The 7,500-nt window shown below is 53.3% G+C and carries 7 protein-coding genes; all 7 read left to right on the top strand.

Annotated elements, in window-relative coordinates:
* The first annotated feature begins 17 nt into the window (after positions 1–17).
* Entirely contained in the window at positions 18–1,448 is a 1,431-nt protein-coding gene (locus VLH40_10600; protein HSV32448.1) for a TolC family protein, read from the top strand.
* 54 nt (positions 1,449–1,502) lie between these two features.
* On the top strand, positions 1,503–2,798 hold the full coding sequence (locus VLH40_10595; GenBank protein HSV32447.1) for an efflux RND transporter periplasmic adaptor subunit: 1,296 nt from the start codon (positions 1,503–1,505) through the stop codon (positions 2,796–2,798).
* Positions 2,773–3,573 (top strand): ABC transporter ATP-binding protein, encoded by an 801-nt coding sequence (locus tag VLH40_10590; protein HSV32446.1) that lies wholly within the window; start codon positions 2,773–2,775, stop codon positions 3,571–3,573. Before VLH40_10595 ends, VLH40_10590 begins: the two co-directional genes overlap by 26 nt.
* Complete coding sequence (locus tag VLH40_10585) at positions 3,570–4,802, top strand: ABC transporter permease (protein HSV32445.1); 1,233 nt, start codon at positions 3,570–3,572, stop codon at positions 4,800–4,802. Before VLH40_10590 ends, VLH40_10585 begins: the two co-directional genes overlap by 4 nt.
* Positions 4,803–4,899: 97 nt before the next feature.
* Entirely contained in the window at positions 4,900–6,066 is a 1,167-nt protein-coding gene (locus VLH40_10580) for a TolC family protein (protein HSV32444.1), read from the top strand.
* Between the two features lie 342 nt (positions 6,067–6,408).
* Entirely contained in the window at positions 6,409–6,987 is a 579-nt protein-coding gene (locus tag VLH40_10575; GenBank protein ID HSV32443.1) for an asparagine synthase-related protein, read from the top strand.
* Positions 6,988–7,113: 126 nt separating this feature from the next.
* A complete protein-coding gene (locus VLH40_10570; GenBank protein ID HSV32442.1) occupies positions 7,114–7,476 on the top strand; it encodes a hypothetical protein in 363 nt (120 codons plus the stop codon).
* Positions 7,477–7,500 lie beyond the last annotated feature (24 nt).

Below are 7,500 nucleotides of genomic sequence, written 5' to 3'. Positions count from 1 at the left end.
AAAAAGGAGGACTCATCGTGGAGACTCGATCTCGTTTCAGGGGTTTTTATCAAATAATGTTTCTTGTCTTGCTTGGACTTGGCTTGGGTTTGAGTGCCTCTCTAACGGCATTTTCCGAGGAGTCTTCCGGGATTCCCCGATTGTTGACTTTGCAGGAAGTGGTTTTCTCGGCAGCGGAAAAAAACCCTTCCGTTCTCGATGCTCTCGATGTGGTGGAAATCGCACGTTCAAATCTCCTCTTGGCTCGGGAGGGAGAGTTCGATCCGGTGGTGACTGTTTCGGGAAATCTTGCCCTGCTTGGGGATTTGACAAGCGGAGGGGAAATTTCCATTAAAGATACCATTCCTATTGCCGGGTTGGGGAAAGAACCCGTTGCTTTGGAACGGGCCGAGATTTCTCTTGCACAGGCTGAACAAGCACTGAGTGTTACCCGGCAGGAAGCGATTTATCAAGTCATGGGCGCCTTTTTTACAGTTCTGCGTTCGGAAAGGGCGCTGGAAGCTGCGCGCCTGGCCGAGGACATAGCGCGCACCACCTTAATCGACACCGGTATTCGGTTCGAATTGGGGAACGCTTCGCAGCAGGACCTCTGGCAGGCTGAACAGAATTATCTTGAAGCTCAGGGTTCGACCGCACAAGTCTGGTCGGGATTATTGAATCACCGGAAAAAACTTGGGTTGGTGAGTGGCCTGAATCTGGACGAGGAGGTTATTCTGCAAAGAGACTTCACCGTCAGGATGGACAAGCCGGACCGGACGGTCTATCTTCAATACGCCCAAGAACGACATCCCACTCTCTTTGATCTTGTTTTTGAACGGGAACGGGCTGATCTGTCCTTGGAGGAGACCCTCGGGGAACGGCGCCCGAAAATCGGAATCTTTGCTTCTCTTGTGGAGGACCAGTGGTCTCTTAGTCTGAGAACTCAAAATCCGGAGTGGGATCTCGATTGGGAAATACAGGGCCGTTTTTACGGGGACGATTCATTGAGCACTGCCGTTGATTCTTTTGCGCCAAGCAGTAACGGTTGGGGTGCAGGAATCGAAGTTATCTGGGTTCCTTTCGATGGAGGGACAGGTCGGGAACAGGAACGGCAGGAAAGAATCAAGATAGAAAAGATCGAGCGGTCTATCCAATACCAAGGCAGCAAAGTGGAGATAGACATCGATGGGGCGATACAGGCGGTTTTTGACGCCGAAAACCGGCTGTTCTTGAGTGAACTGGGGTTGAAGATCGAGGAAGCGAATTCCCAGGCCAGGAGCCAACAGTTGGAACAGGGATTTATAACCGACCGGGAATACAGGCAAGCCGCCTATCAGCTTACCTTGGCCTGGATGAACCATGACATTGCCTTGACCGATTTGATCCTGTCCCGGGCCCGCCTGGAGCAGGTCTCCGGACGAAATATTCAGCTCGAGACTATTCTGGAGACCGCTGTTATTGCCCCCTGATTTTTTGAGGAGGGGCGAAGAGGCAAGGGAGAGCCAAGAAACGGAGGGGTGCTTATGAAATATCGAAAAAAAACCCTGATTATTGTTTTTGTCATCATTATTCTTGGAATCGCCGGTCTCGGAATCCGGCAGATTCAGTCCAGCCGGGCAGCCGTCGGGTCGTCGACGGAGGAGGCTCCGGCTACTGTGGAGGTGGTACGGGGAGAAATCAGTTCCATTATCTCTGCGTTGGGTACCCTGCAGGCGGCCGACCGGGTGGAGATCAATGCCAAAGTGGAGGGGACCGTGCGGACTCTTCTCGTTGAAGAAGGGGAACAAGTTGAAGAAGGATGGCCTTTGATCGAACTTGATGCAGGTATCTGGACGGTTCGCTTGAAACAGGCCGAAGCTGACGTTTTGTCCCGGCAGGCCGAACTTAACCGTCTGCTCACCGGCCCCACCGAATATGAGATTGTCCAGGCTGAAGTTGCTCTGGCGGAAGCCCGTATTAACCTTTCCAGTGCCCGGGAGGACCTCGAACGTCACCGCAGCCTCTTTGAAGATCTGGCCGTTTCCAGGCAGACCGTTGAAAGCAGTGAGTCACAGGTCGCCATCCTGGAAAAGAGGGAAACAGTGGCAGCCAAAAGTCTCGAGGAACTGCTGAAGGGAGCGGAACCGGAAGACATTACTCTGGCGGAAGCCCGCCTGTCTCAGGCGCAAGCGGATCTGGAAATCGCCCGGGACGATGTTGCTGCGACTACTATACGTTCCCCGATCCGGGGAACGTTAATAGAAATGATCGTAAAAATCGGGAATACGATCGACCCGATGGGTTCCACTGGAAGACAGTTGGCCGTCGTGTCCGATCTGGTAACAATGAGGGCGGTCGTGCCAGTCAACGAGATCGATATCCCCCGCGTGCGGATAGGACAGGAGGCCTTTATTACCTTGGACGCCTTACCCGGGGAACGATTTTTAGGTGAAGTGACGAATATCGCCTTTGAAGGGAAAGTGATCGACAACATCGTCACCTTCGAGGTAACGACCCATGTCCCAAACCCGGACGGAATATTACGAACCGGGATGACCGCTGACGTTGAAATCGTCCTTGAGCGCAGGGAAAACGTCCTGCTCTTGCCTCTCGAGGTGTTGCAGGAAGGTCCGGAAGGCTCGAATGTCCTGCTGCTCGACGGTGAGGGCAACGCTGTGACCCGCCAGGTACGTACGGGGCTCCGGAGCGAAACCTTGGTAGAAATCATGGATGGTTTGCGGGAAGGCGAAGAGGTAGTGCTTCCCCAGGCTGGCTTTTTCCAACCGAATAGCGCTTATCCCCCGGGAGGAATGCGTGTTAGGCCGGGAATGCGCCCATGACGACGCGAACTACATGATTCCGGTAATTGAAGTCACTGATCTATGCATGGAGTATCGGGGAGACGGTTTTGAAGTCAAAGCCTTATGTGGTGTTTCTTTTCGGGTCTACCCCGGCGAGTTTGTCGCAATAATGGGACCCTCCGGTTCGGGAAAATCGACCCTCCTGAATATCCTGGGCTGCCTGGACCGGCCAACCAAGGGTGAATATCGGATCGACGGTGAACTGGTCTCCACCTTGAATGAGGGGCAGCTTTCCCGGGTCCGGAATCGAAAAATCGGTTTTGTCTTTCAAAGTTTTAATCTCCTGCCCCGACTCAACGCTTTTCAGAACGTCGAACTTCCCCTGATATACGGTGGGTTGTCCCGTTCCCGGCGGGCTGAAGCGGTACGTTCGACCCTGGCAGCGGTGAATTTGGGAGACCGTCTCCGCCACCGGCCCAATCAACTCTCGGGGGGACAGGTGCAACGAGTGGCCATTGCCCGGGCCCTGGTGAACGGCCCCTCGATCATTTTGGCCGATGAGCCGACTGGCAATTTAGACACCCGTTCCGGGGAAGAAATCATGAGCATTTTTCAAGCGCTCAACCGGGAGGGTAAAACTATTATCCTGGTGACTCACGAGCACGACATTTCCCGGCACGCCAAAAAAATCCTCCACTTTCGGGACGGAGGATTGGAAAAAGAAGAACCGGTCCACAACCCTCTTGATGCCTTGGACGTCCTGCGGGAGCTCGAGAAAGCGTTGTCCGGGAAAAAGGCGGTGATAGAATCGTGAACCTGCTTGAGAGTTTCCGTACTGCGACCTACAGCCTTTCTTCAAACAAGCTCCGCTCTTTTCTGACCATGCTCGGCGTGATCATCGGGGTGGCCGCCGTTGTCTCCATGGTCTCGCTGGGCCAAGGCGCCCGGGTACAGATCACCCAGCAGATTGGTGACCTGGGGTCCAATGTCTTGACGGTCGCCCCCGGTCGCTTTCAAATGCGGCCCGGAGGAATGATTCAATCCGGAGCCGATGTCGCCGCCCGAGACTTTGAATATTCACTCTATCAGGATCTTGAGCGGGTGGCTGGAGAGGAACTTCTGCCCCATGGGATCAGGAGCCTGATGGCCGAATCCAGGCTTTCGAGTATCGTTTCACACCGGCATGAGACGGTCAAGACCACGATCGTCGGAACAACGCCGAATTATCCGGATATCCAAAATTTTCGACCCTCACTGGGCCGTTTTTTCTCTCTAGTCGACCTGGAAGCGATGAACCGGGTGGCCGTACTCGGATCGACCGTAGCCGAAGAATTGTTCGGTGAATCGAATTTCGCTCTGGGACAATCCGTCCGGATAGGGAATGTCAATTTTACTGTGATTGGAGTGATGGAACCGAAATCAGAGTTCGGTCAGGATTTGGGAGATCGCGTCCTGGTGCCGATCACCACCACTCAGAAACGACTCACCGGCAGCCGTCTGATACAGAGTATCACCGTACAGACGGTGTCCACCGCAGCCGTTCCTCAGACTGAATCTTTTCTCAACTGGTTTTTTACCCGGAGCCTGGGAGGAGAGGAACACTTTAGCGTCTTCAACCAGCAGAGCATTCTGGATACAATTACTGAAGTCACCGGAACGATCACTTTCCTCCTTGGCGGGATTACCGGGATATCCCTTTTGGTGGGCGGCATTGGAATCATGAACATCATGCTGGTTTCGGTAACCGAGCGAACCCGGGAAATCGGTTTGCGAAAAGCGGTCGGAGCTCGTCCCTCCGATATTCTTCTTCAATTTCTCATCGAGTCCTCTGTCTTGAGCGGACTGGGAGGGATTATCGGTATTATCTTGGGGATCGTGACTTCCCGGGGCATAGCCAGATTATCTCAGTGGGAAACCCTGGTATCGATTGAGTCTGTAGTGATCGCCTTTGGGGTCTCTCTGGCGGTAGGACTCTTCTTCGGGATTTTCCCAGCCCGCCGGGCCAGCCGGATGGATCCCATCAATGCCTTGCGTTACGAGTAACTATTGGGATACGCCCGTCTTCTCTTTCCGGTAAGGGCGTATCCCAATCAACACCCACATGCTCGTGGTTCTGTCAATTCAGAAGAGGAGGTGCAGCATGGCTCTTGAATTTTTAAGTATCGTGAAAAGATTTAGTTTGGCTCCGTTGATCTTCCTGGTTTTTACAGCGTTTCTTTCCGGCAATTCTCCGCTTCACGCTTCGGGAGGAGAATCAGTCCACCTTTCTCTTGAGGAGGCGGTGTCTCTGGCCCTTCAGAAGGGGAGCGCTGTGGAAAAAGCTATCGTGAAGCTCCGGGAAGAAGAAATAAATTATAAACAGGGAAGGGCGGATCTTTTGTTAAACCCTTCTATTCTCCAGGAGCTGACGATTGAGAACTCCTGGCGGGTGGCCCAGCGGAACTTGGAAATGAGCAAGGCCGATGCCGCCAAAGAAGTGGAAGAAGCCTATTATGATGTCTTGCGCATGGAACGGGCTCTGATCCTTTCCGAGGAAAACCTGGAACGGGCCCACAAACGGCTGGAGGAGATCGAGACTCGGTTCTCACTCGGTATGGTTGCCGAAATCGAGATACTGTCGGCCGAACTGGAGGTCTCTCGGGCGTTATCGGAAAAAAGCCGAAACGAAAATGCCTTGCTGCTTGCCCGGATGAGCTTAAATCGTTTACTGGGTCGGGAGATGACCGCTCCCCTCACCCTGGTGACAGACTTGGGAATGGACCAGGTCATCTTGGACCCGGTTCAAGCTGTCAATCATGCGTTGGCGCAGCGGCTGGAGATTAAAATCGCTGAAGATACGGTGATTCTGCGGGAAAAAGAAGTTGAGGTGAACAGTACCGATTTTACCCCTCCCCTCGTTCGGGACAGATCTTTGGTCAAGCTCGCTGAAGCGAAGGCGAACCTTGTTGAAACCCGGCAACTTATCGAAATCGAAGTTCTTCGGAACCATGAGAGTCTTCGTAATGCCGAACGGTCGATACCCCTGCAAGCTGGCAGCCTGGATATCGCCCGGGAACGTTTCCGGATTGACCAGGCCCGTTTCGAAGCCGGGGTGATTACCAGCCTGGATCTCACGGACAGTCAGAACCGGACCTATGAAGCCGAGACGGCTTATCTCCAGACCTTGTTCGACTACAGCGTCGCCCGCGCCAACTTTTTCAAGTCATTGGGCATGTCTCTTGCAGAAAGAGAATCGACCGGTCCGAGAGATGAGGCGCCCACCCTCCCGGCTGATGAGGGAGGCGAGGTAGACGGGGAGACCGAGTAGATTAGTAGATTATATCAACCAGGCCAGTCCGGGCGAATAAGTCAAATTTGCCCGGACTGGCGTTTTCTGACATATTAAGCCAGTGGGCCGAGGACGTGAAGAGGTGAGATTTGGTAACTGGGAAAGGAGTGCTGTTATGGCCGGAATTGCCGGTATGGCCCGACGGGGCAAAACACAATTGGTCAACCGGATGCTTGATGCCATCCAACGCCGGGGATCACATCCGGACGGACCAATAACTCGTTTTCTTAAAACCAGACATCACAAGATGAAAGCGAGCTTCAAAGAGGTCACAAAGAAATACCGGAGTGTATTTATCACCGGGAATTTTTTGATGCCCTTTTGGTCTGCTCCGGTATCACCAACCACCGGGTGGCCGGATATGTCTCAGAAATTTTTTCCAGAGAAAGCAGCGACGAGCTTTTCGCCGGGTATGACTATCTCAAGTCGATCGATCGGGATCAGCTTCCCGACGAGTTGACTACCATTACCCAGAGCCTCCATAACACCGCTTTACAGCGGGTTGACCGCAGTGCCGCCTCTTTCGGTCTCGCTGCACACGTGGTATTTTTGGATCCTTCGTTGGTGGGACTGGCCTTGCGAATACCGACGGAAATGAAGATCAAGGATGGAGTGGAGAGATGGATCTTACGGGCGGCCATGGAGGGATCTCTGCCCAAAAGCGTTCTCTGGCGGAAGAAATCCAAATTCTGGCAGGGAACAGGCTTGCACGATCTGTTGGCCCGCGAAGCTGATACGCAAATCACTGATGCCGACTTCCGCCGGGAGCGGTCGCTGCCGAATGGATTGGTGCTGAACAGCAAAGAAGAATTGATGTATTACCGGTTTTTCCGGGAACACTTCGGTGAACTGGTTGACTTGTCCTGGATGGGACGAACCCGGGGAGCGCCCCGCACGTGACCTGATCGGACAGCCTAAGTATTTTTTAGTCTCCTCTTTACTTCCGCGGAATTTTATCCCACAATGATGCGAGATAAAAGGTTGAGAAAAGGTCGGAGAAGAATGGGAGGAAAAGTTGTTGCCTGAATGATGGTTGATGGCGGGGAAAAATCGAAAACGAAACAAAGTAGGTGGCGAAAACCTGTCCAGGGACTTGGGCTATCTCCCGGAACCCTGGTCGAACCGGCTGAACGGCAATTTGAAGAAACCCGGGTACGGGTGATTTCCTTCACCCAGGATCAGTTTCGGGAAGAGGAATGCGGCACGGTTAACCAGGCGCTGGATTTGGTCAATGCAAGGTTCGTGACCTGGATCAACATCGATGGGTCCCTCGAACCGGATGCTTCAGAAAAGGCAGGGAACGGGCTTTCCCCTCATCCCCTGGTACTCAAAGACATTCAAAATGCCGTCCTTCGCCCGAAAATTGAAGATCTGGGTGACTTTTTCTGATCTCGGCCAAGATGTTCTATCAAG

This window comes from Atribacteraceae bacterium (genome assembly GCA_035477455.1).
Classification (GTDB): domain Bacteria; phylum Atribacterota; class Atribacteria; order Atribacterales; family Atribacteraceae; genus DATIKP01.
This window is presented reverse-complemented; position numbering and strand designations above follow the sequence as displayed.

Excerpts from the sequence above, each read along its gene's own strand:
- VLH40_10580 (HSV32444.1), top strand. The coding sequence starts at position 4,900 with ATGGCTCTTGAATTTTTAAGTATCGTGAAAAGATTTAGTTTGGCTCCG.
- VLH40_10570 (HSV32442.1), top strand. The coding sequence starts at position 7,114 with ATGATGGTTGATGGCGGGGAAAAATCGAAAACGAAACAAAGTAGGTGG.
- VLH40_10595 (HSV32447.1), top strand. The coding sequence starts at position 1,503 with ATGAAATATCGAAAAAAAACCCTGATTATTGTTTTTGTCATCATTATT.